Here is a 25,061-nt window from a genome sequence, read left to right on the forward strand (position 1 = left end):
CGGGCTCTCCCGGGGGACGCCGAGGGGAGACACGGTCGCGGCCTCGGGCTGGGTCCCGTCTCGCACCTCCCGGCCTCCGCGCACGGGGAGCGTCTGCGCCCACGGTCACCGTCGATCCCGCCGTGGCGGCTGCCTCGCGTGCGCCCGCGGGCGTGGGGCAACCGTAGGAGGTGGCCGTCACGGCTCCGTCACCACAGCCTCACGGCGCAGCCCGGATCCCGGGCTGCCCCGGCGAACGGCCGGCCGTCCCCGCGACCGCACCGGGGCACGGTCCAGCGGTCCTACGCCAGGGCGCGGAAGATCCCCACCAGCCGGTCGGCGTGCGCGTCGAAGGTGTGCCGCTCGCGCACCGCCAGGGCCGCCGTCCCACCCCGCCGGTCCGCGAGCTCCCCGGCCAGCACCCCGGCGACGTCGTCGGCCGACCGGTAGAACAGGCCGGTCCCCTCCTGGCGCAGCACCCGCTCCACGGAGACCAGGGAGCCGGGGTTGGCCTGCTGGAGCAGCGGCAGCCCGGCCGCCAGGCAGACCGGCAGGCGGGCGGGGGAGTTGAGGTCGTCCCAGGTGGCCAGCCGCAGGTCGCCGCCGTTGGCGCTGGGGAACCGGTGCAGCCAGCCGGCGTCGTACCGGGACAGCTCCCGCACCCAGTCCTCGGGGCCGACCGCGGGGTGCAGGTGCACGTGCTCCGGCGCGGCGGCCCGCGCCCGGTCCAGCCAGCCGGCCCACGCGCCCTTCGGCCCGGGCGCACGGACCTGGCCGTACAGGTGGGTGTGCACGCCGCGCCGGGCCAGCTCCAGCACCCACTCCAGGTCGAACCCGGACGGCCGGCCCACGACGACGGTGTGCGGCTGCCCGTCCCGATCGGAGAGCTTCGGGGACAGCGGCGCGTCGAGCCAGTCCCGCTTGGGCAGGTCGCCGTCGAGGACGCCGAGCCGTGCCGGGTCGACCCGGCCGCGCAGCGCCGCGGCGAACCAGTCCCGCTCCTCCTCGGTGGCCAGCAGGCAGGCGTCGGCGCTCGCGACCAGGTCGGCCAGCAGCGGCCACTCGCCGCGCACGGTGCTGCGCTGCGGGGCCTCCTTGAACGTCCAGACGAAGGGCAGCTCGGGGAAGGCCTGCCGCACCGCGTGCGCGAAGGGGACCGCCCGCCAGTTCAGCTGGGCCCACACCACGTCCGGCGCGAGCGCGCGCACCTCCTCGGGCCACCGGTCCCGGTCGAGGTCGGGCACGCCGCCGAAGGGCAGCGGCCCCACCGTCGCGTCCCCGAGCCCGTCGGTCGTCCAGAGCCCGGTCAGCCGGTGGCCGCGCTCGGCGAGGGCCAGCACCCGCTCGGGGTTGAACGCGAGCTCGCCGACCAGCAGCACCGACAGCCCGTCGGGGGACGGCGGGTACGCCCGGTCCCGGAACCGGGCGTAGCGCGCGACCTCGTCGACCGCGCCGCCGTCGGTGGAGGCGAAGCGCAGCGGGGTGGCCACCCGGTAGCGGCTGCGGAACACGTTCACCCCGCCGTCCCGGGACTCGCGGATCGCCGCCGACCGCTGACCGGGGTGGCGCGTCCACGCGCAGGTGACCCGGCCGGTGTCCGCCGTGGCGCCGCGGGCCCGCAGCCGGTCCCACATCAGCCGGCCGAGGTCGTCGGTCTCCAGCTCGGCGCGCTCGGTCCAGCGGTCGGCGGTGCGCCGGTGCGCGACCTGCACGAGCTGCTCGTAGCCGGTGCCCGGCGGCTCGGTCAGCCTGCTGCGGGCGAGCACGATCCCCGGGTCGGCCAGGCAGGCCAGCAGCGCCGCCAGGTGGTCGGGGGCCCAGACGTCGTCGGCGGGCAGGTAGGCGACGACCGGCGCGTCCGCGACGTCGAGCCCGGTGTTGAGAGTCGCGCCGAGACCGCGGTTGTCCGGCCGGCGCAGCAGCCGCAGCCGCCGGTCGCCGACGGCGTCCATCACCGCCCGGACCGCGTCGGGGTCGGGCGAGCCGTCGTCGAGCACCACCGCCGACCAGTCGCCGTGCCGCTGGGCGAGCAGGCCGTCCAGGGCGCGGGGCAGGAACGCCGCCTGGTCGTGCACCGGCACCAGGACGGCGACGGCCGCACCGCTGCTGCGCTCGCCGGGTGACCTCGCGGACTCGGTCACACGACCTCCCGGGCCGCGGGCACCTGCCCCCGGACCCGCGCGTAGACCTCAGCCACGCGCCCGGCCAGCCGCGGCCAGGCGTAGTCGGCGGCGCGGGCGCGCGCACCGGCCGACAGGCGGGCACGCAGCCCGGGGTCGGCGGCCAGCCGGTCGAGCGCCGCGGCCAGGGCGGCGACGTCCCCGGGCGGCACGAGCAGGCCGGACTCGCCGTCGGTGACCACCTCCGGGATGCCGCCGACGTCGCTGGCCACCACCGGCAGCCCGCTGGCCATCGCCTCGGTCAGCACCGACCCCATCTCCTCGTAGGCCGACGGGAGGACCAGGACGTCGAGCGAGCCGAGCACCGCCGGCACCGCCGAGTGCTCGACGAAGCCGGTGAGCGTGATCCGGTCCGCGCGGGGACCGGCCGCGGCCAGGCGGCGGACCTCGGCGGCGTCCGGTCCGTCGCCGACCACGACCAGCGACGCGTCCTCGCGCATCCGCCCGAAGGCGGTCACGAGCAGGTCGGCCCGCTTCTGCGGCGCCAGCCGCCCCACGTAGCCGATCCGGGGCCGCCCGACGGCCGGCAGGACGTCGGCGTGTGCGGAGGCGAACAGGGCCGGGTCGAACCCGGAGGGGATGGTGGCGACCCGGTCGGCCGGGATCCCGTCGTCCCGCAGCGCGGCCGCCGTCCGCCCGGTCAGGACGACGACCGCGTCGGCCCGCCGCAGGGCAGCCCGCTCGACCCGTCCGCCGAGGGCCCGCAGCAGCCGGGCGCGGGCGGACCGGCCGAGCACGGTGTGCCCGACGCTGCAGTGCACGGTGACCACGAGGGGGCAGCGGTGCCGCCGGGCGGCCAGCAGGGCCAGCGGCAGGGTGGCGAGGTCCTCGCCTTGGTGGGCGTGCACCACGTCGACCGGGGCCCGCCGCAGCGCCGCGGGCAGCGCGCCGAGCGCCCAGAGCTGGCGCAGCAGGGGGATCGGCAGACCGGTGCGGTGGACCCGCGCCGCGCGGCCCAGCGGGGTGGTGCCGCGCGGGCCGGCCAGCCGGGAGGTGACCACCGTCTGGACGGCGCCCTGCCCGTCGAGGCAGCGGGTCAGCGTGGCGGTGTGGTTCTGCATGCCGCCGATCGGGTCGTAGCGGGCTGTCCGGTGCTCGAGTTCCCCGGGCACGCTCCCCGTCCCGGCGCTGCGGACGGCGGGCGGCGGCTCGAAGACGCTGCACAGCCGGAGCACGTGCAGGTCCCGGAGCGGAGCGGAGGTGCTGCCCACCTGGCCTCCCATCTGCGCGGACCCGCAGTGAAGCAGAGTTACGACCGCGGCGCCGACGGGAAGGAGGGACAGGTGAGCGCCCCCCTCGCCGACCCCGCGGTGCGCCGCGTGGCGCTCGTGCGGCTGCGGGTGGGCCTGGGCGACCTGCTGTGCTCGCTGCCCGCGCTGCGCCGGCTGCGCGCCGCCCGCCCCGACCTGGAGGTCACCCTGGTGACCTGGCCGGAGATGGCCCCGGTCGTGGCGCGGATGGGCGAGGCGGTCGACGAGCTGCTGCCCTTCCCCGGCGTCGACGGCGTCCCGGACCGCCCGCCCGGGCGCGTGCCGGACCCCGACGGCTGGGCGCCGTTCCTGGCCGAGGCCGCCCTGCGGCGCTTCGACCTCGCCCTGCAGGCGTACGGCGACCGGCCGGCGGCCAACCGGGTGACGGCGGCCCTCGGGGCCCGGCTCGTGGGTGGGTTCGCCCCCACCGGCTGGTCCCCGCCGCCGGGCACCGAGGCACTGCACCTGCGCTATCCCGTCGAGCTGCACGAGGCCGAGCGGCACCTGCGGCTGGTCGAGCACCTGGGCCTGCCCGCGGGCGGGGCGCCGGAGATGACCTTCCCGGTCACCGCCGACGACGAGGCCGAGGCCACGGCCACGCGCGCGGCCGCCGGGCTGGTGCCCGGCCGGTACGTCGTCCTGCACCCGGGCGCCTCGTCCCCGACCCGCCGCTGGCCCGTCGAGCGCTACGCCGAGGTCGGGGACGCGCTGGCCGCCGACGGCGTGGCCGTCGTGGTGACCGGCGGTCCGGCCGAGCGGGAGGTCGGTGCCGCGGTGGTCGCGGCGATGCGGGCGCCGGCGGTGGACCTCACCGGCGCCACCAGCCTCGGCGGGCTGGCCGCGCTGCTGCGTGACAGCGCCCTGCTGGTCGGCAACGACACCGGGTCCGCCCACCTGGCCGCCGCCGTCGGGGCGCGCAGCGTCACCGTGTTCCTGCCCGGCGACCCCGTGCGCTGGGCGCACCGCGGGCCGCGGCACAGGGCGGTGGTCGCCGACGTGCCGTGCGCGCCGTGCCCGCACCTGGTCTGCCCGATCGACTTCCGCTGCGCCGCCTCGGTGCGGCCCCGCGACGTGCTCGCCGCCGCCCGCGACCTGCTGTCCCCGGCCGCCCCGTGAGCGGCCCCCGGCGGATCTCCCTGGTCTGCGACTCCGACGCCTGGGGCGGCGCCGAGGTCTACCTGACCCACCTGCTGCGGCGGGCCGGCGGCCTGGGCTGGACCGCGTCCCTCGTGGTGGCCGAGCCGGTGGCGGACCGGTTCGCCGGCTGCCTGCCCCCGGACCGGCTCACCGTCGTCCCGCTGGCCCGGCACACCGGCGCGGCACCCGCGGTGCGCGCGGCGCTGGCCACCCAGCGGCCCGACGTCGTCCTGGTGAACCTGGTCGACCCCGGCTCCAACGCCGCCGCGGTCGCCGCCGCCCTCGCCGTCGCGCCGACCGCCGCGGTCCTGCACCTGCCGGGGGACACCGGGGACGGCGAGCGGCGGGCGCACCTGGCCGGTCTCCACGGCCGCCTGGCGGCGGTGCTCACCCCGGCGTCGGGGGCGCGGGACCAGCTGCTCGCCGACCTGCACCTGGCGGCCGACCGGGTGCACGTCGTCCCCAACGGGATCGACGTCCCCGACGACCCGGCGGGTCCGGCGGGCCGGCCGGTCCCGCGGGTCGGTGCCCTCGGCCGGCTCACCGCGCAGAAGGGCTTCGACGTCCTGCTGGCGGCCGTCGCGCGGTTGCGCGCCGACGGCGTGCCGCTGGAGGTGGTCGTCGGGGGAGAGGGCCGGGACGGCGCGGCGCTGCAGGCCGCGGCCGCGGACCTGCGGGTCACCTTCCCCGGCTTCGTGACCGACGTCCGCGGCTTCCTCGCCGGCCTGGACGTGTTCTGCCTCCCTTCCCGCCGGGAGGCGCTGCCGCTGGCGCTGCTCGAGGCGATGGCGGAGGGCCTGCCGTGCGTGGCCACCGACGTCGGGGACGTCGCCGTCGCGGTCGGCTCCGACGCCGTCGTCGTCCCGCCGGAGGACCCCGCCGCGCTCGCCGCCGCGCTGGCCGCGCTGCTCACCGACCCCGCGCGCCGGGCCGACCTGGGCGCCCGTGCCCGGCGGCGGGCGGTCGCGGCGTTCGACGCCGGCCGGATGGCGCGGCGCACCCTCGACCTGCTCGCGGGCGTGTGCGCCCGCCCGGGACGGGGAACCGGGGAGCCATGAGCAAGAAGCCGAACCAGCAGGAGCAGCAGGCCGCCGCCCGGGAGGCCAAGAAGCAGGGGATGTCGCCCAGTGAGGCGGGGGCGACCACCGGCGCCTCCAAGCAGATGCGCCACGTGGCGAAGGGCGACGACCGGCACGAGCACTCCAGCGCCCAGGGCAAGAGCAAGACCTGACGTCCGCGACGGGACGCCGAGACCGAGCACCCAGGGAGGACCCCATGGCCATCGCCACGATCAACCCGGCGACCGGCGAGACGCTCAAGACCTACGAGCCGCTCTCCGAGGAGGCGCTCGAGGACAAGCTCGCCCGTGCCGCGGCCGCGTTCGCCGACTACCGGCTGACCTCCGCCCAGCAGCGGGCCGGCTGGCTGCGGTCGGCGGCCGACGTCCTGGAGGGCGACGTCGACCTGGTCGCCGAGCTCATGACCACCGAGATGGGCAAGACCCTGGCCTCGGCCAAGGCCGAGGCCACCAAGTGCGTCAAGGTGCTGCGCTACTACGCCGAGCACGGGGAGGAGTTCCTGCAGCCGAGGCCGGCCGACGCCGAGAAGGTCGGGGCCACCGAGGCCTACGTCGTCCACCAGCCGCTGGGCGTGGTGCTGGCGATCATGCCGTGGAACTTCCCGATGTGGCAGGCGATGCGCTTCGCCGCACCGGCGCTCATGGCCGGCAACGTCGGCCTGCTCAAGCACGCCAGCAACGTGCCGCAGACGGCCCTCTACCTGGAGGAGCTGTTCCGCAAGGCCGGCTTCCCCGCCGACGTCTTCCAGACCCTGCTCATCGGGTCGGGCACGGTCGAGCGGGTGCTGCGCGACGACCGGGTGGTCGCCGCGACGCTGACCGGCAGCAACGCCGCGGGGGAGGCGGTCGCGCGGGTCGCCGGGGAGGTCATCAAGAAGACGGTGCTCGAGCTCGGCGGCAGCGACCCGTTCATCGTCATGCCCTCCGCCGACCTGGACAAGGCGGCCGAGGTCGCGGTGACCGCGCGCTGCCAGAACAACGGGCAGAGCTGCATCGCGGCCAAGCGGTTCTTCGTCCACCGCGACGTCGCCGAGGAGTTCACCCGCCTGTTCGCCGAGAAGCTGGCGGACCTGACGGTGGGCGACCCGATGGAGGAGGGCACCAAGGTGGGCCCGCTGGCCACCGAGTCCGGCCGCGAGGACGTCGAGCGCTACGTGCAGGACGCCGTCGACAAGGGCGCCACCGTCGTCGTCGGCGGCAAGCGGGTGGACCGGCCGGGCTGGTTCTACGAGCCGACCCTGGTGACCGACGTGACGCCGGAGATGTCGATCTGGTCCGAGGAGGTCTTCGGCCCGGTCGCGGCGCTGCACACCGTCGCCGACCTGGACGAGGCGCTGGCGCTCGCCAACGACCACGTCTACGGGCTGGGCGCCAACCTCTGGAGCGAGGACCAGGGCGAGCGGCTGCGGTTCATCCGCGACGTGCAGTCGGGCATGGCGTTCGTCAACGGCATGGTGACCAGCTATCCGGAGCTGCCCTTCGGCGGGGTCAAGCAGAGCGGCTACGGCCGCGAGCTCACCGAGGTCGGCATGTTCGAGTTCACCAACGCCAAGACCGTGTGGATCGGCCCGCCGGGCCGCCAGCAGGGCGAGGGCGACACCGGGGCGGCCGCCTCCGAGTGAGGCCCCGCCCGGGGGCCCGGACAGCCGGGCCCCCGGCGGGGTCCCGGAACAGCCTGCCCCGCGGCCGGGTTGCGGTCGGGCGTGACCCGTGTCGTCCTGGCTCCCCGCTACGGCGGACCCGAGGTGCTCACCGTCGTCGACGAGCCGGTCGGCGAGCCCGGCGCGGGCGAGGCGCGGATCGCCGTCCGCGCGGCGGGGGTGAACCCCGCGGACTGGAAGTCCTACGGCGGCGCCTTCGGCGCCGACCCGGCCCGGCTGCCGCGGCGGCTGGGTTCCGAGGCGGCCGGGGTGGTGACCGCGGCCGGGCCGGATGCCGTCGGCCCGGCCGGTCCGGTCGCGGTGGGCGACGAGGTCATCGGGTTCCGGCTCAGCGGTGCCTACGCCGCCGAGCTCGTCGCGCCCGCCTCGGCGCTGGTGCCCAAGCCGCCGTCGCTGGGCTGGGAGCAGGCCGCCGGGCTGATGCTCGCCGGGGCCACCGCGGTGCACGCCCTGACCGCCACCGGCGTCGGTGCCGACGACACCGTGCTGGTCCACGGGGCCGCCGGTGGCGTCGGGCTCATGGCCGTCCAGCTGGCCGCCCTGCGCGGGGCCCGCGTCCTCGGCACGGTCGGCGGGGGCAGCGCGGACCTGGTGCGCCGGCTCGGCGCCGAGCCGGTCCGCTACGGCGCCGGGCTCGCCGACCGCGTCCGGGAGCTGGCGCCCGGCGGGGTGACCGCGGCCGTGGACACCGTCGGCACCGACGAGGCCGTCGACGTCTCCCTGGAGCTGGTGGCCGACCGGCAGCGGATCGCCACCATCGCCGCCTTCGCCCGCGGCGCGGCCGAGGGGGTGCGCGTGCTGGGCAGTGGTCCGGGCGGCGACCCGGGGACGGCGCTGCGCGATGCCGCCCGGACCGAGCTGGCCGAGCTCGCCTGGACCGGCCGGCTCGAGGTCGTCGTCGCCGGCACCTTCCCGCTGGACGACGTCGCCGCGGCGCACCGGGAGGGGCTCGCCGGGCACACCCACGGCAAGCTCGTCCTCATCCCCTGACGCCGGTGCGGGCACCGATCCGCGAGTGCCGGTAGCCGTAGACGGCGTAGACGAGCAGGCCGAGGACCAACCAGGCGAGGAAGCGCAGCCAGGTCTCGATGCTCAGGTTGAGCATCAGGTACAGGCAGGCCAGCGCCGAGACGGCGGGCAGCACCGGGGACAGCGGCACCCGGAAGGGCCGGGCCATGTCCGGGCGCGTGTACCGCAGCACGACGACCGCGACCGACACCAGCAGGAACGCGAACAGGGTGCCGATGCTGACCAGGTCGGCCAGCGTGCCCAGCGGCACGAACGTCGCCATGACCAGGACGAGGGCGGCGAAGGTGAGGGTGACCCGGACCGGCGTCCCGGTGCGCGGGCTGACCCGAGCCACGACCGGCGGCAGCAGCCCGTCGCGGCCCATGGCGAAGCCGATCCGGCTGACCGTGATCAGGTCGACCAGGATCACCGAGGTCAGCCCGGCGACCGCGGCGAGCGCGATCAGCGCCGCCGCCCACCCGAGGCCGACCTGGTCGAAGGCGTCGGCGATGGGGGCGCCGCGGTCGAGCCGGTCGTACCGGACCATGCCGACGACGACCAGCGAGACGCCGATGTAGAGGGCCGTCGACAGCCCGAGGGTGCCGAGCAGGCCGAGCGGCAGGTCGCGGCCGGGCCGGCGGGTCTCCTCCGACATGTTGGCCACCGCCTCGAAGCCGGTGTAGGCGAAGAAGACCACCGCGGCGGCGGTGAGCACCCCGCCGACGCCGAACGCGACCGGGTCGATGCCGGCGATCGCCTGGATCACCGGGCGGGCCAGGCCGCCGGACTCCTCGGCCGGCTGGGCGGCGGGGACGAAGGGGGTGAGGTTGGCGCCGCGGACGAACCAGGCCCCGGCGACGATCACGAAGACGCAGACGGCGACCTTGACGACCACCAGCGCGCCGGTGACGCGGGCGGACTCCCGGATGCCCAGCGCTGCCACGACCGTGAGGACGACGACGATGAGCGCCGCTCCGACGTTGACCGTCGACTCCTCGCCGAACAGCGACGGCGGGAGGTCGAGCAGGTTGCCCACGTAGCCCGACCAGCCGCGCGCCACCACCGCCGCACCGAGGGCGAACTCGAGGAACAGGTCCCAGCCGATGACCCAGGCGACCAGTTCGCCGGCGGTGGCGTAGGCGTAGGAGTAGGCGCTGCCGGCGGTCGGCGCCGAGGCGGCCAGCTCCGCGTAGCAGAGGGCGGCGAGCAGGGCGACGACGCCGGCGAGGGCGAAGGAGACCACCACGGCCGGCCCCGCTGTGTCGCGGGCCTCGACCCCGGTGAGGGTGAAGATGCCGGTGCCGATCACGACGCCGATGCCGAAGCCGACCAGGTGCCGGGCGCTCAGGTGCCGCCGCAGGTGCCCGACGTGCTCGGACTCGTCGTCCCCCAGCATCTCGACCGGCTTGGTACGGAACAGTCGCACCGGGTCACGCTAGGCGCGGTCGGCGGCTCCCGCCTGCTGGGCGGCCGGCTCGGCCAGCCACCGCAGGACCCGGTCGGCCGTGCCCCGCGGGTCCTCCACGTGGGGGACGTGGCCGACCCCGGGGAGCACCTGCACCTGCCAGTCCGGCCGGGTCGCCGCGAGCGCCCGGGCGGACGCCACCGGGGCGAGCGGGTCGTCCTCGCCCTGCAGGTACAGCGTGGGGGCGGCAACGGCGTCGACCGTCGCGCGGAACCGGCGCGGTCGCATCAGCACCGCCATCGTGTCGGTGATCGCCCGCCACTGCGCCCGCTGCGCCGCGGCGGCGTCCGGCCGGGCGGCCCGCTCGCGGGTCTCGGCCACCATCACCGCCACCACCTCGGCCGGGATGCGGTCGGCGTGCGGCGTGGCCTGCCGGATCTGGGCCTCGACGGCCGCCTCAGGCGTCATCCGGCGCAGCTTCGCCGCGACCGCCCGCTCGACCGGGGGCAGCCGGAGGAACGCGCGGCGCGCGGCGAGGACCGGGTCGACCGGCAGCCGGGTGGGCCGGGGGACCGGCGGGCCGACGAGCACCAGCCGCCGCACCGTCTCCGGGGCGCCCGCGGCGTGCTGGATGGCCAGGACCCCGCCCATCGACTGACCGACGAGGACCACGGGCGCCCCGACCACCGTCTCCACGACGCGGCCGATCAGCCGCTGGTTGCCCGCGGCCGCGTCGGCGCCGGCCGACGAGGCGCCGTGGCCGAGGAGGTCCACGGCCAGCACCCGGTGCTGGCCGGCGGCGAGGAGCGGGCCGACCAGGCCGAAGGTCAGCGCCGAGGCGCCCAGGCCGTGCACGCAGAGCAGGACCGGCGCGTCCGGGGGGCCGCCGAGGTCCAGCAGCCGCACGCGGTCGCCGCCCAGGGTCACGGTCGCCGACCGGGCTCCCGGCGGCCAGGGGACGGGCTGGGCGTCCACGGCGGCTCCCGGGCTCAGACCTCGACGACGTCGAACGTGCGGGAGGGTGCCACGAACTCCTCCTGCGCGGCGACCAGCAGGATCTCCCGGGACCCGGCGTCCTCGGTCCGCTTGAGCAGCCCGTACACCGAGGCGGCGGCCGCACCCAGGGCGGTGCCGGCGTCGCGGCTGGCCAGCCAGTGGGCGAGGAACAGCGCCGCGATCGCGTCCCCCGCGCCGTTGACCGACACGTCGAGGCGCGGCGTCCGGACCCGGAAGTGCCGGCCGCCCTCGGAGGCGAGCAGGTCGACCGAGTCCGCCGGGGTGTCGTCGGTGACCAGGGACGTCGTCAGCACCACCCGGGGGCCCAGGGCCTGGACGGCGGCGACCGCGTCGGTGACCTCGGCGAGCGTCCGCGTGGTCCGGCCCGACAGCGAGTCGAGCTCGAAGTGGTTGGGCGTGACCACGTCGGCGGCGGGCACCGCGACCTCGCGCATGAACTCCGGGATGCCGGGCCGGACGAACACGCCGCGGCCGACGTCGCCGATCACCGGGTCGCAGCAGTACACCGCCTGCGGGTTGGCCGCCCGCACCCGGGCGACGGTCTGCACGACCGCGTGGCCGATGTCGGCCGAGCCCAGGTACCCGGAGAGGACCGCGTCGCAGCTGCCGAGCACGCCCCGCTCGGAGATGCCCTGCACGACCTCCTCGATGGCCGGGCCGTCGAAGACCCGCCCGCGCCACTCGCCGTAGCCGGTGTGGTTGGAGAACTGCACGGTGTGCACCGGCCACACCTCGATGCCGAGGCGCTGCAGCGGGAACACCGCCGAGGAGTTGCCCACGTGCCCGTAGGCGACGTGCGACTGGATGGAGAGGACGGCGACCATGGGCAGAACGGTCGCACAGCGCCGTCCGCCCAGGCTGCTGCGGTCCCCGGGAGGGCGGGCCGGGCAGGATGGCGGCATGGCACTGCCTCCACTGAGCACCTCCGGGGTCGTCGGCGCCGCCGGCCGGGTCGGCGAGCCGGTCGACGTCCGCACCGGCGACCTGCGGCTGGCCGGGCGCCCGCTGCCGGTCGTCAGCCCCGCCCGCGTCTACGTCTGCGGCATCACCCCCTACGACGTCACGCACCTCGGGCACGCGGCGACGTTCGTGTGGGCCGACGTCCTGGGGGCGGTGCTGCGGCTGGCCGGCGCCGAGGTCCGCACCAGCCGCAACGTGACCGACGTCGACGACGTCCTCACCCGGGCCGCCGACGCCCGCGGCCGCCACTACGACGAGTTCGCGCTCAGCCAGGAGTTCGCCTTCGAGCAGGACATGCGCGCCCTCGGCGTCCGGCCGCCGACGGCCGCGCCGCGGGCCCGGCACCACGTCTCGCACGTCCAGCAGCTGGCCGCGGCGCTGCTCCGGAACGACCGGGCCTACGTGCGCGAGGGGCACGTCTACTTCCGCGCCGGGGACGTCGTCGCGCGCTCCGGGCTGGACGTCGGCCGGGCCCGGCAGCTGGCGGCGGAGTTCGGCGACGGACCCGACGACCCGCTCCGCGACGATCCGTTCGACGTGCCGGTGTGGCGGCCCTCCGGCGACCGGGACCCCGCGTGGCCCAGCCCGTGGGGCTGGGGGCGGCCGGGCTGGCACGCCGAGTGCGCGGCCATGGCGACGGCGACCCTCGGGCACGGGGTCGACGTCCTCGTCGGCGGCGCGGACCTCGCCTTCCCGCACCACGGCTACCAGACGGCCATGGCCGAGGCAGCCTCCGGCGTCGGCCCGTTCGCACGGGCGCAGGTGCACGTCGGGGCGGTCGCCCAGGACGGCGCCAAGATGGCCAAGTCCACGGGCAACCTCGCCCTGGTCGCCGACCTGCTGCGGGTCGCCGGCGGCCCGGCGCTGCGCCTGCTGGTGCTCGACCGGCCGTGGTCGCAGCCGTGGGAGTACCGGCCCGAACTGGTGGAGCGGGCCTCGGAGCGGCTCGACGCGCTCTACTCGGCCGCCGGTCGGCCGTCGTCCTCGCCGTCCGCCGCCGGTGCGGTCACCGACCGGCTGCTCGACGACCTCGACGTCCCGGGCGCCCTGGACGTCGCGCTGGCCGACGGCGGCGACGCCGCGCGGCTGCTGGTGCGCGTCCTCTCCCTCGGCTGACCGGTCCGGGCCGCCGGACGTGGACAGCGGCCCGTCGCCCTGGTGCCCTGGACCGCATGCGCTCCTCCGACGGGGTGTCCCACCCCGTGTTCGCCCGGCTCTACGCCCGCCTGGCCGAGGGCATGGAGCGCTCCGGTGCGGGGGAGTACCGGCAGCGGTTGCTCGCGGACGTCTCCGGCCGGGTGGTCGAGGTGGGCGCCGGGACCGGGGCGAACGTCGCGCACCTCCCCGCGGCGGTCACCGAGGTGGTGGCCGTCGAGCCGGAGAGCTACCTGCGCGCACGGGCGGAGGAGGCCGCGCGGCACGCCCGCGTACGGGTGACGGTGGTGGACGGCGTCGCCGAACGGCTCCCGGCGGGGGACGGGACGTTCGACGCGGCCGTCGTCTCGCTGGTGCTGTGGAGCGTCCCCGACCAGGCCGGCGCGTTGCGGGAGATCCGCCGGGTCCTCCGGCCCGGCGGGCGGCTGCACTTCTGGGAGCACGTCCGGGCCGACGGCGGCGCCCTCGCCCGGGTGCAGGCTGCCCTCGACCGGACGATCTGGCCCCGCATCGGCGGCGGGTGTCACGCGGGCCGGGACACCCTCGCAGCCATCGAGGCCGCCGGGTTCACCGTCGAGCGGGTGGAGCGCTTCCGCTTCCCGGACTCGCGGGTCCGGTGCCCACGGCTCCGCAGGTGCTGGGGACCGCCGTCCGCCGGTGACCCGTGCCGCCGCGGGGACGGGTCGTCCGGCGGGTGACCCGGGACCTCCGGCCCGGTGTCTCTGGCGATCCGCCGCTGTCAGGCTGGGCCGGCCCGTCGCCGAGCACACCGGAGGCCGCCCGTGGACCGTCTGAGCACCGTCGACCCGTTCGAGCCGCCGGCCCGGCGGGGCGAGGTGGTCGGCTTCGCCCCGCCCTACGAGCGGGACGGCGTCACCGTCATCACGGCGACCGCCTCCCGTTCGCACACCGCGACCCGCCGCGACGCCGGTGTGGCCGGTGACGGCGGGTTCGACGCCGAGATGGCCGGGGCCCGGCCGCTGGGCGCGTTCGTCATCCGCGACGGCCGGGTGCGCTGGCGCCCGGCGGTCGACCTCACCCGTGTGCTCACCACCGCCGAGGTCGTGGTGGGCGGCGTCCTGGTCGCCCGGCGCCTGGCGACCCGGCCGAGCGGGGCCAAGGCGCTGGTCACGATGGGCCCGGGCGGCTGGGTGAGCATGAAGGGCGGGGCGATGGCGGTGCGCCCGGCCCGCCGCCTGTGGCGCCGTGCGGACCCCGCTCCGCCACCGACCCGGCGTCCGTGGTGGGCGCGGCTGCTCGCCGCCGTGACGCTGGAGTCGCTGGTCGGCTGATCGTCACGCGACAGACCCCACACCGCGCGCCAGGCGTGGGCGGTGGCGCGGCCGGCGTGACCTCCGGGGTCTCGGACACGCGCGGTCGCTGACCGCCGTGACGCTGGAGTAGCCGGCCCCTGACCTCCCTGCGGCCGAGCCCGCACCCACGGCGGGCACGTGCCGTCGCGGTGGGTGCGGCGTGGGTCAGAAGGGTGGGGGGTCCTCGGTGGGGTCGGGTGCCGGTGGGGGCTGGGGTGGGGGTCCGGCCAGGACGCGGGGGCCGGTGAGGGGCAGGGCCGGTCGCAGGCCGGGTGGTCGGCTGGTCCGGGTGATGCCGCGGGGGGTGGTGACGATCAGGGTGCCGTCGGCGGTGAGGGCGTAGGTCCAGCGCGTCCAGCGGTGCGGTGACCGTCAGGTGCGCGCCGACCGGCGCCCGCTCCTCCCAGGGGCGCAGCACCAGGTCCGCGAGGGCGCCGATGCGCAGCATGCCCAGCGGCCGCTGGTCCCCGGCCTGGTGCGCGGCGCGGGCCAGCCGGTCGAGGGTCTGCCGGCAGGCGGCGGCGAGCTCGTGCGGCATGGTGGCCACCAGCTCGGAGACGCCATCGCCCACCGGCCGCACCGCGACGGTGGCGCCGCGGGCGGCGTCGGCGCGGTGGGCCTCGGCGGCGGTGGCGTCGCGGGCGGCCAGCTCGGCGGCCACCGCGGCCTTGAGCCGGCGCACCGACAGCTCCGCGGCGCGGGGCAGCACCGCGGCCTCCACCTCCGCCACGATCCGCGGATCGGTGGCGCGGGCCTGCCGGCCCAGCTCGGTCGCGATCGCCCGGGCACGGGGCCAGTCCAACCGCGCCCTCGGCGAGTGCCGCCCGGGTCGCCGGCAGCGCCCCGGTCAGCGCGCTGGCCTGATCGATCAGCGTGCTGGCCGCCGCGCGCGAGGTGTGGAGCACCAGCGCCAGCTCGTCGGCGAAGAACTCACCGACCCCCTCCGGCCGCCCCGGCCCACCCCTCCCCCGCGCGGCACCGGCCTCACCGGCCTTGCGGTCGAAGGTGTCCGGGCGGTCGGCGGCCAGCCCGGCGACCAGGTCCCGCTCGTAGGCGGCCAGCATCGCCTTCAGCCGCTGCAGCCGCTGCAGCTCGGCGGCCTTCTCCTCCGCCGACCGGGCGTGCACCGGCAACGCGTCGGACAGCTGCACCGGCACCGGATGCCGAGGCACACCGGCAGGCGGCTCCAGCAGGGCCACCGTCAGCCCCACCCCGAACCCGCTGCCGCCGAACACACCCCCAACCCAGGCCGGAGGTACGACACTTCCCGGCCCTGAGCAGCGAAGAGGTACACGGGTTGCGGAGCAGGGCTCGAACCGGGCCGGAGGAAGGGAGTCCCTCGATGACGGAGCGACAGAGCGACAGGTCGACTGGTGTCCCTGTCGACAGGGCGACACGGAGACGAGTCGATCCGCGGCGTCCGGGTCGATCCGCGACGTCCGGGTCGATCCGCGACGTCCGGGTCGATCCACCGCGTCCGGACGCCCCCCCGGCGCGGCTCCGGTCAGCGCTCGCGGCCGCCCCCGTCCCGCGTACGTCATCACCGGGACCTTCGACCCTGCCGGCACGGGGCAACGCCGCCCCTAACCTGTGCCGACAGCGGTCCCGCGCGCCCGTGTGCGGCCGCTCGGCGGTGGACGGAGGGTGGCGGTGAGCCCAGTCGGGAACGGCCGCGAGATCCGGGTGTTCCTCCTCGACGACCATGAGGTGGTCCGGCGGGGCGTCGCCGACGTGCTGGAGAGCGACCCCGGGATCACGGTGGTCGGCGAGGCCAAGAACGCCGCCGAGGCGATCGCCCGCTGCCCCGCGCTGCGGCCGGACGTCGCCGTCCTCGACGTCCGCCTGCCCGACGGGGACGGCGTCTCGGTGTGCCGGGAGCTGCGGTCGCGGATGCCCGAGCTCAAGGTCGTCATGCTGACCAGCTACAGCGACGACGAGGCCCTGTTCGAGGCGATCATGGCCGGCGCGTCGGGCTACCTGCTCAAGCAGATCCTCGGCCAGGACCTGGTCAGCGGCGTCCGCGCCGTGGCCGCCGGTGGCTCGCTGCTCGACCCGACGGCCACCACCGCCGTGCTGGAGCGGCTGCGGCGCGCCGCCGAGCCGGCCGGCCCGCTGGCCAAGCTCAGCGACCAGGAGCGCACCGTCCTCGAGCTGATCGGCGAGGGGCTCACCAACCGGCAGATCGGGGAGCGGATGTTCCTCGCCGAGAAGACGGTCAAGAACTACGTCTCCCACCTGCTGGCCAAGCTCGGCCTGGAGCGCCGCACGCAGGCCGCCGTCCTCGCGACCGAGCTGCGCGGGGCCACCCCGCCGTCCTCGCGGCAGGCCTGACCGGACTCAGCGGACCGGCGCCCACCACCGCAGCCGGGTGCCGCCCTCGGGGAGGGCCTGCACGCTCATGCCGCCGCCGCGCCGCCGGGCGCGCACCTCGAGGTTGCGCAGGCCGCTGCGGGCGGCGCGGGGCTCGATGCCCCGGCCGTCGTCGGTGACCTCCAGGACCACCTCGTCGGTGACGTCGACGGTGACGGTGACGTGCCCGGCGCCGGAGTGCCGCGCGGCGTTGCTGACCGCCTCCCGGGTGACCGCCTCGACGTCGGTGGCCAGCTCCCCGGTGACCAGGCCGTCGACCGCGCCGGACATGCGCACCGTCGGGTGCAGGTCGCGGCCGGCGGTCTCGGTGACGATGTCGAGGACCCGGCGGCGCAGGCTCGTGTCGGTGTCGTCGGTGGTGTGCAGGTCGAAGATCGTCGTCCGGATGTCGCGGACGGTCTCGTCGAGCTGGTGGACCACCTCCCGGATGCGCCGCTGCGCGTCCGGGTCGGCGACCCTCGGCAGCACCGACTGCAGGCCCAGCCCCGCGGCGAACACCCGCTGGATGACGTGGTCGTGCAGGTCCTGGGCGATGCGGTCGCGGTCGGCGTAGACGTCGAGCTGCCGCGCCAGCCGCTGACGGGCGGCCATGTCCAGCGCGGCGGCGATCTGGTCGGCGAACGAGGCGAGCAGCGGCGGCAGGGTCGCTGCGAAGGGGGGCGTCCCCGCGCGGCGCGTGGCGACGAGGACGACGTCCTGCGCGCTGCTCAGGGGCAGCCGGACGCCGATGCACGGCCCCCGCGACACCTCGGCGGCCGGACCGGGGAGGTCGAGCCCCGCCGCGCCCAGCGTGACGACCGAGCCGGCCGCCGCGGTGGCCGCCAGGACCGGGTTGTCGCGGGCGGAGAGCCGGGCCTCACCGCCGTCCCCGGCGGTCTCCCCGGCCTGGGCCCGGACGACGTGGCAGCCGTCGTCCGGCTCGGGACCCGTGAGCACCCACGCCGCATCGGCGCTGGTCAGCTCGGCGACCCGCGTGGCGATCAGGCCGAGCGCCTCGGAGGGGGAGGAGGCGCTGAGCAGGCAGGCGCGGACGTCGGAGACCGCGGCCGCCCAGCGGCGGCGGACCTCGCCCTCCTCGTACAGGCGGGCGTTGTCGATCGCGATGCCGGCGGCCCCCGCCAGCGCGGTGAGCACGGCCTCGTCCTCGGCGGTGAACTCGCCCTGCCGCTTCTCGGTCATGTACAGGTTGCCGAACGCCTCACCCCGTACCAGGACGGGCACCCCCAGGAAGGACCGCATCTGCGGGTGGTGCGGCGGGAAGCCGACCGAGGCGGGGTGGCGGCTCAGGTCGGGGATCCGCAGCGGGTGCGGCTCGGTGATGAGCTGCCCCAGCACGCCCTTGCCCTCGGGCAGCGACCCCATCCGCGCGGCCAGCTCCTCGTCGATGCCGACGTGGATGAACGCCGCCAGCCCGCCGCCCGGGGCCAGCACGCCGAGCGCTCCGTAGCGCGCGTCGACGAGGTCGGCCGCGGCCTCCACGATGCGGTGCAACGTGGACTCCAGGTCCAGGCCGGTCGAGACGCTGAGGAAGGCGTCGAGCAGGTGGTGCACCCGGGCCTGGCTGCGGGTGACCTCGGCCAGCCGCTCCTGGACCTCCTCGAGCAGCTCGGTCAGGCGCGTGCCGCCCGACGGGGACCACCTGGTCCCGGGCGGCCGGCCCGGGTCGGACGGCGCAGGCGACATGGCGCGGACCCCCTCTCCGCCGATCCGAGACTCCCACGTCCGGATGGGGAAGGGAAGGCGCGTCGTGCCGGTCAGGCGGGGTCGGCGACCGCGGGGAGCACGGCCGCGGCGGAGGCGGCCGTGGCCCTCGCCGGTACCGCCCGCCAGCCCTGCACGAGGGCCATCCCGACGGTGACGTAGCACCGGTCGGGCCGGCGCCCCGGCGGCGTCCACGGCAGCCGGTCGAGGACGGCGGCCTCGTCGCGGTCGGTGACCGACCGGGAGGGACCGACGACGGTGACCGTCCAGCCGGTGCCCCCGTGCTCGTCGAAGCAGTCCACCTCGAACGCCACCACCGCGCCGCGGGTCCCCGGCAGCAGGGAGCTGCCCGTCCCCACCGGGATCACCACCCGGCCGTCGTGCACGCGGAACGCCACCGGCTGGATGGCCGGGAGCGCGTCGCGGGTGAACGCGAGCCGGCCGATCCGGACGGTGCCGATGAGCGCGCGGCACTCCGGCTCGGCGAGCACCTCGACGACGCGGTCGGTGTCCGTGGGGTGCACGGTGTCCTCTCGGCCGTGGTGGGGCTGCGCCCTCGGGGGACGGCGGCCGCAGCAGGTGGACGGCGCCTCCCCACTCTCGGCGCGCGGCGGACGCGCGGCTCAGGGACCGAGGTCCCGAGCCTGACGGCCGACCGTCCTCGGGATGCCCGCCGCCGGGCCGCTCAGGTCAGCGCGACCGCGCTGCGGACGGCTCCCCGCGGCGGCGGGACCAGCGGCCGGCGCACCGGCACCACCAGGACCGGGCAGGCGGCCGCGCCGGCCAGCGCGGTGGTGAGGGCGGCCGGCGAGGCCGGCGGGCGTCCGACCACCAGCAGGTCCGCGGTCAGGGACGCGGCCAGCAGGGCCTCGGCGGGGTCGCCGTGCCGCACGTCCACCGTGATCGGGACGCCGGGATGGCCCTCGCGGCGCGGGTCGAGGTACTGCTCGACGAGGTGTCGCTCGGCCGCGTCGACCGCGGCGCGGTGGCGGTCCTCGGCGGCTCCGGGCACCTCCCGCCGGCGGGTCCAGGTGTGCACCACCCGCAGCGAGGTGCTCCGCAGGCACGCGCTGAGCACGGCGGCGTCGAGCAGGTCGGCGGTGCCCGGCCCGCCGTCCACCCCGACCACGACCCCGGACCCGGGGGCCGGCACCGGCCGGTCGACGAGCACCGGGCAGGCCGCGCGCCGCAGCAGCGCGGCCGTCGCGTCGTCGAGCCGCCCGGTCGTGCCGCCCCCGACGACGAGCAGCTCGGCCCGCCGGGACTCGTCGGCCAGGACCAGGTCGACCGGCCCGTCGCGGACGACGACGGTCACCGAGCCGGCCGGCAGCGCCGCGACCGCCGCGGCGCGGGCCTGCTCCAGCCCGGGCCCGGCCGGCACCTCCGCCCGCGACGGGACGGCCTGCACGATGCGCACCGGCAGCAACCGCCGGGCGGCCTCCTCCGCCGCCGTGCGGGCGGCCGCGGTCGCCGCGGTGGAGCCGTCGACGCCGACGACGACGGGACGGAACCGGCTGCTGGCGGCCCGCTCGTCCGCCGGCGGCGCAGAAGGGGAAGACGGGGACATGGGGAGCTCCCTCGGTCGACGGTGCTCCGCCAGCGTCGGCCGGACCGGGGTGCGAGGTCCTCGGCCGGGGGTCCCGGAGAGCACGGACCAACGTCCCGCATCCGCGCGCACCGGGCTCGGGCAGGTCCGGTGCGGCACCGGGGGCCGCGCCGACGGCCGCGGTCACGCCCCGAGGCGGTGCTCGAACCGGGCCGACAGCAGCGTCCCCCCACCCGCGGGGACCCAGAAGACGAGCAGGCGGAAGACCAGGGCGGCCGCGCAGGCACTGGCCAGCGGCGCGCCGAGGGCGGTGAGCGCGAGCAGCAGGGTCACCTCCGCGGCGCCGGGCGCCCCGGCGGCCGGCAGCAGCGACCACAGCAGGTGCAGGCCGGCGTAGATGGTGGTGGTGGCCAGCAGCGGGAGCGAGCCGCCGACGGCGTGCACCGCGGCGGCGAGCGCGGCGCCCTCGAGGGCGACACCGACGACCGACCAGCCCAGCTGCGCCCCGCGGTGCCAGGGCAGGCCGGTCCCGTTGCGGGCCAACCCCTCGCGGAGGGTGCGCGCGACCTGCCGCCGCACCTGCGGCGCGGTGTCGGCCCGCCGGGCGAGCCACTGGCCGGCCATCACCAGCGCCCAGGCGCCCAGGCCCAGCGCCACGGCCGGCACGAGCGCCTCCGGGGTGCGCCGGTCCCCGAGGCCGCCCTCGACCAGCGCGAGCACGAGCGTGGCCACCGCGACGAGGACGGCGGCGACGACCGACCCGGCGACGAGCCGGTCGACCGCCCGCCGCGCCGCACCCGGCAGCACGCCCGCGCGCTCCAGGAAGCGGGCCGCCGACCGGTCCCACCCCTCGGCGCCGTGCAGCAGCGACGCGCCCTCGGCAGCCATCGACGCCCCGTAGGTCCGTCCCAGTGCCACCCGGCGGTCCACGGTCAGCAGCGCGGCGGTCGCGTGCGCGGCCCGCGCCAGCACCGCCAGCACCGCCGCCGCGCCCAGCCACCGCCAGCCGCCGTCCTCGACGGCGTCCAGCAACGCCGTCGCGCCGGCCAGCAGCGGCACCCCGACGAGCACCAGCGCGCACCCGGCGGCGACGGCCAGCCGCGCGGCCGCGCCGGGCGGCCCGAACTCCGGCCGGTCCGGGTCGGGCAGGTCGAGCCGGCGGCGGACGGCGGTCATCAGCGCGTCCAGCCGGGAGGGGTCCTCCCGGACCTCCGAACGGGTCGCCGACGACAGGCTGAGCGGGGTCAGCCCGGGCAGGGCGGTGGCCACGGCGTCGGGTCCGAGCACCTCGACGGCGCGGTCGACGACCAGCGCCGGGTCGGTGCGCAACGCCAGGGAGGCCATGAGCTCGGCGACGTCGTCGGCCAGCGCGTCGTCGTCGGCCCCGGTGAGGGCGTTGCCGAAGTCGACGATCCACGGCCTGCCGCCGGCGTCGACCAGGACGCTGGCGGCCACCAGGTCGTGGTGGGCGACCCGGGCCGCCCTCAGCAGCCCGACCTGCTGCCACACCCGCGTCAGCAGCTCCGGGGTCAGCTCGCCGGCCGGCAGCTCGTCGAGCCCCCGCCCAGGCACGAACTCCTGGACGACCACGGCGCCGCGGTCGGTGCCGCGGGCGAGCAGCACGGGCGGCACGCGGACGCCGCGCTCCCGGGCGGTCATCGCCGCGACCGCCTCGTGCTCGGCCTGCTGCCCGAGGGGTGCGACGGCGTCGGCGTCCTTGACGTCGCGCACGGCCAGCAGCCGCCACATCCGGTACAGCCAGTCGCGCTCGGCGCGGTCGGGTTCGAGGAACTTCACGTACAGCCGCCGGCCGCGCTCGTCGACCGCCTCGAAGGGGTGCGAGCTGCGCGCCCGCACCGCCGCCGGGCGCAGCTCGCGGACCGGCAGGCCGTAGCGCTCCAGCAGCCGCCCGACCGAAGCGGTCGCCACCTCCCGGCGCGGCACGCCGAACGCCCAGTGGACCAGCGAGCCGATCGCCCAGCCCAGGCCGAGGCCGCAGACGACGTCGAGGGGCAGGTGCGCGCCGACGTAGACGCGGGCCAGCGCCACGGTCCAGGCCAGCACCCACGCCCACCGCCGTCCCCGCCGGGAGAGGTACGGGACGACGGCGGTGGCCAGGGCCGCAGCCACCGCGGAGTGGCCCGAGACGAAGCCGAGCCCGGCGACCGGCCCCTCGGGCAGGTTCACCTCGAGCGCGAACCCGCCCGGGCGCTCCCGCTGTACCAGGGTCTTCACCAGGTCGGCGGCGAGGTGGGCCAGCACGCCGGAGACGAGGATGTCGCGCGCCGTGCGGACCCGCCGGGTGAGCGCGGCCAGCCCCGCCACCACGGGCACCGTGACCACGTTGCCCAGCTGCATGACCGCCCAGACGACCGGGAAGACCAGCGCGGGCAGGTCGTTGACCAGGCGGAACACGTCGCGCTCGAGGACCGGCAGCTCCCCGCGCTGGGCGACGAGCAGGCCCAGCGCCAGGACGGCCAGCCCCAGGACCGCCCGCACCAGGTCGACCGGGTGCCGCTGCACCGGCCTGCGGCCCGGACCCGGGCCGGGACCGCGCAGCCCCGGCCCGGCGGGCTGGACGACGCGCGAGGTCATGGGGGGAGTCCACACCGTCCGGTCCCGGAGCGCTCAGGGTCTTCCGGCCCCCGCCGCGAGGTGGACCGGGACCTCGGTCCCCGGCCGGGCACCGACGGAGGTCGGTGTCCGGCCGCCGCGCGTCCCCCGAGGCTGGGGACGCCCCGTCGGCGGCCGCGCGACCGCGCGGCCCGAGCGGGCGACAGCGAGGACCGGTGCCGTGACCGAGCAGCACACGCCCTACCCGGTGCGGGTGGACGCGGCCGTGGACGCGCCGCTCTCCCGCTGGCTGTGGCTGGTCAAGTGGATCCTGCTGATCCCGCACGCGATCGTGCTCGCGCTGCTGTGGATCGCCTTCGTCGTGCTCACCGTGGTCGCCTGGTTCGCGATCCTGGTCACCGGGAGGTACCCGCGGGCCCTGTTCGACTTCGACGTGGGGGTGCTGCGGTGGAGCTGGCGGGTGCACTACTACGGCTACGCCGCCCTCGGCACCGACCGGTACCCGCCGTTCACCCTCGCCGACGTCCCGGACTACCCGGCCCGCCTCGACGTCCCGTACCCGGAGCGGCTGTCGCGGGGCCTGGTGCTGGTCAAGTCCTGGCTGCTGGCGATCCCGCACCTGCTGGTGGTCGGCCTCTTCGCCGGCGGCGGCATCTGGCTGGCCGGCGGGGACGGGCCGGAGGACTCCGGCTGGGCCGCCGGCGGACTCGTCGGCCTGCTGGTGCTCATCGCCGGGATCGTGCTGCTGTTCACCGGCCGCTATCCGCAGCCGCTCTACGACTTCGTGCTCGGCATGGACCGCTGGGTGCTCCGGGTGGCCGCCTACGTCGCGCTGATGACCGACCGCTATCCGCCGTTCCGCCTCGACATGGGCGGTCCCGACCCGGCGTCGCTCGCCGCCGGTCCCGGCGGACCGCCGCCGCGGCCATCGCCGCGGGCGTCCACCCCCACCGCGGGCTGGAGCGCGGGCCGGGTGGCCGCGGTCGTCGTCGGCGCGGTGCTGCTGCTCGCCTCGACCGGCCTGCTCGCCGGCGGTGCCGGGCTGGCGTGGGCCGACACGAGCCAGCGCGAGGACGGCTACGTCTGGACGCCGACCGAGGACCTCAGCACCGAGCAGTACGCGCTGGTCACCGACACGATCACGCTGGACACCGCGGGCGACGAGTGGCTCGTCGACGACGTCCTCGGCGACGTCCGGCTGCAGGTCACCGCGGAGGACCCGTCGACGGAGCTGTTCCTCGGCGTGGCGCCCAGCACCGAGGTCGACCGGTACCTGGACGGCGTCGGCCGGCGCGTGGTCGACGAGATCGGCCCCCAGCCCGGCGCGGGCGGTGAGGAGCGGCGCGGCGGCCCGCCGGCACAGCCCCCGGGCGAGCTGGACACCTGGACCGCGCAGGCGCAGGGCTCGGGCACCCAGACGCTGACCTGGACGCCGGCCGACGGCGACTGGACCGTCGTGGTCCTGCGCGCCGACGGCACGGCGGGCCTGGACGTCGAGGCCCGCGCCGGGATGACCGCACCGGGTCTGCCGTGGCTGTGGGGCGGCCTGCTCGTCCTCGGCGGGCTGTTCCTCCTGTTCGGCGTCCTGCTCGTGGCGCTCGCGGTGCAGCGCGCGCAGGCCGGTCCGGCCGGGGGCGTGCCCGCCCCACCGGCGCCGCCGCCGGTGCCGGCCGCCGGCCCTCCGGCGCCTGCGCCGGCCCCGCCCGCGCCGCGCACCGAGCCGGAGTCCGACCGCCCGGTCGGCCCCCTCCCCGGGACCGAACGCTGACCCGCCGCGGCGCCCGGGCTGACCGCCGACCGCGGTGAGCGACCGCGCCGGGTCGGTCCGCTTCAGCCGGCCCGGTCGGCGGCCTCCCGCAGCCAGCCGGCGACCTCGTCGTCCACCTCGGCCGGGTCGCGCACCTCCAGGTGGTGCACCCACTGCTCGCCGGTGGGGTGGACGACCTCCTTCCACCGTGGTGAGCCGTCCTGCCGGCCGAGGGCCACGGTGAGCACCACCTCCGCGGGAGGCGAGCGCAGGTAGCGGCCCGGACGCCACAGCCAGGCGAACCCGCGCCGACGGCGGAAGCCGACCTGGCTGGCGGTCACCCGGACCTCGGCCGCCCCGGCGTCGTCCACCGTCGCGGCCACCCGCTCGTACACCGCCAGGCCCAGCGGTGAGCCGGCGAAGAACTCCTCGGGCGTCGCGGTCCCCTCGGCCCGCTGTTTCGGTGTCACATCACCAGGTGCGCGCGCTCGCCCGTGGCCTGCTCGACGTCCTCGGTGGCGGTGCGCAGCAGCCGGCGGCCGAGGTCGGTCAGGGCCCGGGCGACGGCGATCTCGTCGCCGATCTCGGGGACGTCGGTGTCGCTGGGGCTCAGCCGGGCGAAGCCGACGCCGACCATCCGGTCGCCGTCCCCCGTGTCCAGCCGGGCGATGGCGCGGGTGTGCCCGTCGTGCTCCCCGATCTCGACGTCCACGGTCCAGGTCTTGGTCGTGTCCACTGCGGTCCTCCGTTCCGGTCCGGTCGTCGTCCCGGGGCCGACTCTGACGCCCGGGGGCCGGGGGCGGGGCAGGTCCGAAGGCGCGAGCGTCAGGGACTTCGGGCCCCGCCGGCGTCGACCCCGCCCGCCGGGTCGTTCGTCTTCGTGCCGCGAGGGTCGGCGCACGGCTCCGGGAACCCCGGGAGAGCGCCGCGCGGATCCTGGTCGTCACCACACCCGGCGCGATCCGCCTCGTCGAGGGCGT

The 25,061-nt window shown here is 77.4% G+C and carries 21 protein-coding genes and 1 pseudogene; 10 read left to right on the plus strand and 12 right to left on the minus strand.

Annotation, left to right across the window (positions count from 1 at the left end):
- Positions 1 to 281 precede the first annotated feature (281 nt).
- Positions 282 to 2,120, minus strand: a complete 1,839-nt coding sequence (locus ACI79I_RS15260; protein WP_456993160.1) for a glycosyltransferase — start codon at positions 2,118 to 2,120, stop codon at positions 282 to 284.
- Entirely contained in the window at positions 2,117 to 3,370 is a 1,254-nt protein-coding gene (locus ACI79I_RS15265) for a glycosyltransferase family 4 protein (protein ID WP_456993161.1), read from the minus strand. The genes ACI79I_RS15260 and ACI79I_RS15265 overlap by 4 nt, the downstream gene beginning before the upstream one ends.
- Positions 3,371 to 3,442: 72 nt before the next feature.
- Between ACI79I_RS15265 and ACI79I_RS15270 the strand changes: the two genes are divergently transcribed.
- The 5 genes from ACI79I_RS15270 (at position 3,443) to ACI79I_RS15290 (ending at position 8,275) form a co-directional block, all read left to right on the plus strand.
- Positions 3,443 to 4,525, plus strand: a complete 1,083-nt coding sequence (locus ACI79I_RS15270) for a glycosyltransferase family 9 protein (protein ID WP_456993162.1) — start codon at positions 3,443 to 3,445, stop codon at positions 4,523 to 4,525.
- Complete coding sequence (locus ACI79I_RS15275) at positions 4,522 to 5,604, plus strand: glycosyltransferase (protein WP_456993163.1); 1,083 nt, start codon at positions 4,522 to 4,524, stop codon at positions 5,602 to 5,604. Before ACI79I_RS15270 ends, ACI79I_RS15275 begins: the two co-directional genes overlap by 4 nt.
- Positions 5,601 to 5,777: a hypothetical protein gene (locus tag ACI79I_RS15280; RefSeq protein WP_456948068.1), complete on the plus strand. Its 177-nt coding sequence runs from the start codon at positions 5,601 to 5,603 to the stop codon at positions 5,775 to 5,777. The genes ACI79I_RS15275 and ACI79I_RS15280 overlap by 4 nt, the downstream gene beginning before the upstream one ends.
- Before the next feature lie 44 nt (positions 5,778 to 5,821).
- On the plus strand, positions 5,822 to 7,246 hold the full coding sequence (locus tag ACI79I_RS15285) for an NADP-dependent succinic semialdehyde dehydrogenase (protein WP_456993164.1): 1,425 nt from the start codon (positions 5,822 to 5,824) through the stop codon (positions 7,244 to 7,246).
- A gap of 81 nt (positions 7,247 to 7,327) precedes the next feature.
- Positions 7,328 to 8,275 carry a quinone oxidoreductase family protein gene (locus ACI79I_RS15290; RefSeq protein ID WP_456993165.1) on the plus strand — a complete coding sequence of 316 codons (948 nt, stop codon included), beginning with the start codon at positions 7,328 to 7,330 and terminating at the stop codon, positions 8,273 to 8,275.
- Here the strand turns inward: ACI79I_RS15290 and ACI79I_RS15295 are convergent.
- The 3 genes from ACI79I_RS15295 to pdxY are packed head-to-tail and all read right to left on the minus strand — an operon-like array spanning position 8,265 to position 11,539.
- Complete coding sequence (locus tag ACI79I_RS15295; protein ID WP_456993166.1) at positions 8,265 to 9,719, minus strand: amino acid permease; 1,455 nt, start codon at positions 9,717 to 9,719, stop codon at positions 8,265 to 8,267. The genes ACI79I_RS15290 and ACI79I_RS15295 overlap by 11 nt on opposite strands.
- A 9-nt stretch (positions 9,720 to 9,728) precedes the next feature.
- Complete coding sequence (locus ACI79I_RS15300) at positions 9,729 to 10,673, minus strand: alpha/beta fold hydrolase (protein ID WP_456993167.1); 945 nt, start codon at positions 10,671 to 10,673, stop codon at positions 9,729 to 9,731.
- Between the two features lie 14 nt (positions 10,674 to 10,687).
- Entirely contained in the window at positions 10,688 to 11,539 is an 852-nt protein-coding gene (gene pdxY, locus ACI79I_RS15305; protein ID WP_456993168.1) for a pyridoxal kinase PdxY, read from the minus strand.
- A gap of 76 nt (positions 11,540 to 11,615) precedes the next feature.
- Here pdxY and ACI79I_RS15310 point away from each other — a divergent pair, with 76 nt between their 5' ends.
- The 3 genes from ACI79I_RS15310 (at position 11,616) to ACI79I_RS15320 (ending at position 14,122) form a co-directional block, all read left to right on the plus strand.
- A complete protein-coding gene (locus tag ACI79I_RS15310) occupies positions 11,616 to 12,791 on the plus strand; it encodes a cysteine--tRNA ligase (protein ID WP_456993169.1) in 1,176 nt (391 codons plus the stop codon).
- Positions 12,792 to 12,847: 56 nt separating this feature from the next.
- A complete protein-coding gene (locus tag ACI79I_RS15315) occupies positions 12,848 to 13,528 on the plus strand; it encodes a class I SAM-dependent methyltransferase (protein WP_456993170.1) in 681 nt (226 codons plus the stop codon).
- Positions 13,529 to 13,612: 84 nt separating this feature from the next.
- Positions 13,613 to 14,122, plus strand: a complete 510-nt coding sequence (locus ACI79I_RS15320) for a hypothetical protein (protein WP_456993171.1) — start codon at positions 13,613 to 13,615, stop codon at positions 14,120 to 14,122.
- A gap of 433 nt (positions 14,123 to 14,555) precedes the next feature.
- On the opposite strand, the pseudogene ACI79I_RS15325 reads toward ACI79I_RS15320, so the two are convergent.
- Positions 14,556 to 14,945, minus strand: a pseudogene (locus tag ACI79I_RS15325) (DUF222 domain-containing protein); the annotation flags it as partial.
- Positions 14,946 to 15,793: 848 nt separating this feature from the next.
- Here ACI79I_RS15325 and ACI79I_RS15330 point away from each other — a divergent pair.
- The gene (locus ACI79I_RS15330; protein ID WP_456993172.1) at positions 15,794 to 16,474 is read left to right on the plus strand and encodes a response regulator; all 681 of its coding nucleotides are present in this window, start codon (positions 15,794 to 15,796) and stop codon (positions 16,472 to 16,474) included.
- A gap of 6 nt (positions 16,475 to 16,480) precedes the next feature.
- On the opposite strand, the gene ACI79I_RS15335 is transcribed toward ACI79I_RS15330, so the two are convergent.
- The 4 genes from ACI79I_RS15335 to ACI79I_RS15350 all read right to left on the minus strand — a co-directional run bounded on the left by ACI79I_RS15335 (position 16,481) and on the right by ACI79I_RS15350 (position 22,355).
- Positions 16,481 to 18,196, minus strand: coding sequence for a GAF domain-containing protein (locus ACI79I_RS15335; protein WP_456993173.1), 1,716 nt, complete (start codon positions 18,194 to 18,196; stop codon positions 16,481 to 16,483).
- A gap of 71 nt (positions 18,197 to 18,267) precedes the next feature.
- Positions 18,268 to 18,738, minus strand: coding sequence for a pyridoxamine 5'-phosphate oxidase family protein (locus ACI79I_RS15340; protein WP_456993174.1), 471 nt, complete (start codon positions 18,736 to 18,738; stop codon positions 18,268 to 18,270).
- A 161-nt stretch (positions 18,739 to 18,899) separates the two neighbouring features.
- Entirely contained in the window at positions 18,900 to 19,781 is an 882-nt protein-coding gene (locus ACI79I_RS15345) for a universal stress protein (protein ID WP_456993175.1), read from the minus strand.
- Between the two features lie 162 nt (positions 19,782 to 19,943).
- A complete protein-coding gene (locus ACI79I_RS15350; protein ID WP_456993176.1) occupies positions 19,944 to 22,355 on the minus strand; it encodes a phosphatase PAP2 family protein in 2,412 nt (803 codons plus the stop codon).
- Between the two features lie 199 nt (positions 22,356 to 22,554).
- Here ACI79I_RS15350 and ACI79I_RS15355 point away from each other — a divergent pair, with 199 nt between their 5' ends.
- On the plus strand, positions 22,555 to 24,102 hold the full coding sequence (locus ACI79I_RS15355) for a DUF4389 domain-containing protein (RefSeq protein ID WP_456993177.1): 1,548 nt from the start codon (positions 22,555 to 22,557) through the stop codon (positions 24,100 to 24,102).
- Positions 24,103 to 24,164: 62 nt separating this feature from the next.
- Here the strand turns inward: ACI79I_RS15355 and ACI79I_RS15360 are convergent, their stop codons facing one another.
- Together ACI79I_RS15360 and ACI79I_RS15365 are read right to left on the minus strand one after the other, a co-directional pair.
- On the minus strand, positions 24,165 to 24,551 hold the full coding sequence (locus ACI79I_RS15360; RefSeq protein WP_456993178.1) for a DUF5655 domain-containing protein: 387 nt from the start codon (positions 24,549 to 24,551) through the stop codon (positions 24,165 to 24,167).
- Positions 24,548 to 24,817 (minus strand): DUF1876 domain-containing protein, encoded by a 270-nt coding sequence (locus ACI79I_RS15365; protein ID WP_456993179.1) that lies wholly within the window; start codon positions 24,815 to 24,817, stop codon positions 24,548 to 24,550. The genes ACI79I_RS15360 and ACI79I_RS15365 overlap by 4 nt, the downstream gene beginning before the upstream one ends.
- Between the last annotated feature and the right edge of the window lie 244 nt (positions 24,818 to 25,061).

Source organism: Geodermatophilus sp. SYSU D01105, assembly GCF_054050095.1.

Excerpts from the sequence above, each read along its gene's own strand:
- ACI79I_RS15280 (WP_456948068.1), top strand. The coding sequence starts at position 5,601 with ATGAGCAAGAAGCCGAACCAGCAGGAGCAGCAGGCCGCCGCCCGGGAG.
- ACI79I_RS15285 (WP_456993164.1), top strand. The coding sequence starts at position 5,822 with ATGGCCATCGCCACGATCAACCCGGCGACCGGCGAGACGCTCAAGACC.
- pdxY (WP_456993168.1), bottom strand. The coding sequence starts at position 11,539 with ATGGTCGCCGTCCTCTCCATCCAGTCGCACGTCGCCTACGGGCACGTG.
- ACI79I_RS15310 (WP_456993169.1), top strand. The coding sequence starts at position 11,616 with ATGGCACTGCCTCCACTGAGCACCTCCGGGGTCGTCGGCGCCGCCGGC.
- ACI79I_RS15315 (WP_456993170.1), top strand. The coding sequence starts at position 12,848 with ATGCGCTCCTCCGACGGGGTGTCCCACCCCGTGTTCGCCCGGCTCTAC.
- ACI79I_RS15335 (WP_456993173.1), bottom strand. The coding sequence starts at position 18,196 with ATGTCGCCTGCGCCGTCCGACCCGGGCCGGCCGCCCGGGACCAGGTGG.
- ACI79I_RS15345 (WP_456993175.1), bottom strand. The coding sequence starts at position 19,781 with ATGTCCCCGTCTTCCCCTTCTGCGCCGCCGGCGGACGAGCGGGCCGCC.
- ACI79I_RS15350 (WP_456993176.1), bottom strand. The coding sequence starts at position 22,355 with ATGACCTCGCGCGTCGTCCAGCCCGCCGGGCCGGGGCTGCGCGGTCCC.